Genomic DNA, 1,171 nt, shown 5'->3' with positions numbered 1-1,171 from the left:
TTTAACAAAAGTTCGTCTTGTTATTAAGTTTGTCGGATAATCGCGCAATGGATTCAATGATTTGATCCGCTGTTTTGCGCCATACAAAAGGTTTGGGATCGTCGTTGTATCGTGCCAGATAGTCTTTGATGGAGGCCTCCAGTTCGCGAGTGCTGCGGTGCGAGTTGCGCTTGATCCAACGTTCCGAGATCAGGCCAAAAAATCGTTCCACCAAGTTGACCCACGATGCTGATGTTGGCGTGAAATGAACGTGATAGCGGGGCCTTGCGGCGAACCAGGCTCGTACCTTTTCTGTCTTGTGAGTCCCGTAGTTGTCCATGACCAGGTGAACATCCAGATCTTCCGGGACCTCCCGGTCAATCTCATTTAAAAACGCCAGGAACTCTTTAGCACGGTGTCGCCTGTGCAGGCGTCCGATGACCTCGCCAGTGGCAACGTCCAGGGCTGCAAACAGAGTGGTAGTGCCATGGCGAACATAATCGTGCGTTCGCGTTTCGGAGTAACCAAACGACAACGGAAGCGCCGGCTGAGTGCGGTTCAGCGCCTGTATCTGGCTTTTCTCGTCCACACACAGGACCATCGCCCGGTCAGGCGGGTTCATATACAACCCGACAATGTCGTGAACCTTGGCCACAAAATGGGGGTCAGTCGAGAGCTTAAAAGTCTCCAGACGATGAGGCTTTAACCCAAACGCCCGCCAGATCCGGCTGATGGCCATGGCATTGAGCCCGGTTTCCCTGGCCATCAGCGTGGTAGACCAGTGGGTCGCATCCTTGGGCTTGGATTGAAGCGTTTTGTTGATAACGTCTGTTACCTTGTCGTCATCAATACTGCGTGGCCGGCCACTTCTCGGGGCGTCTGTCAGTCCCGCCACACGAAACTGCTCGAACCGCTTACGCCACTTACTGACGGTCTCTGCCGTTACACCCACTCGCTCGGCAATCACTCGTCCGGGCAAGCCCTCAGTGCTCAACAGGATCATTCGTGCGCGTTGCTGCTCGGCTGCCGGCATCTGTCGCCGCCGAACCCACGACTGAAGCTCATCGCGTTCTTCATTTGTAATGATCAAAGGAACAACGGGTCGGCCCATTGCAGTAGCTCCGTCAATGCTTTCTGCAATTATAACCTTAAACTAAAATTTATTCGACGAACTTTTGTTAAAGGACACTAG

General features: G+C 53.2%; 1 protein-coding gene. It reads right to left on the bottom strand.

Features of this window, described 5'->3' with window-relative positions; all coding sequences use genetic code 11:
* Position 1 precedes the first annotated feature (1 nt).
* Complete coding sequence (locus MLC59_RS19735; protein WP_248237304.1) at positions 2-1,090, bottom strand: IS630 family transposase; 1,089 nt, start codon at positions 1,088-1,090, stop codon at positions 2-4.
* Positions 1,091-1,171 lie beyond the last annotated feature (81 nt).

This window comes from Marinobacter bryozoorum (assembly GCF_023156245.1).
Lineage (GTDB): Bacteria > Pseudomonadota > Gammaproteobacteria > Pseudomonadales > Oleiphilaceae > Marinobacter > Marinobacter bryozoorum.
The sequence above is the reverse complement of the archived record's forward strand: the minus strand, read 5'-3'. Positions and strand labels throughout refer to the sequence as shown.

Bases quoted from the DNA above. Each gene is read 5' to 3' on its own strand.
- MLC59_RS19735 (WP_248237304.1), bottom strand. From the start codon at position 1,090: ATGGGCCGACCCGTTGTTCCTTTGATCATTACAAATGAAGAACGCGAT.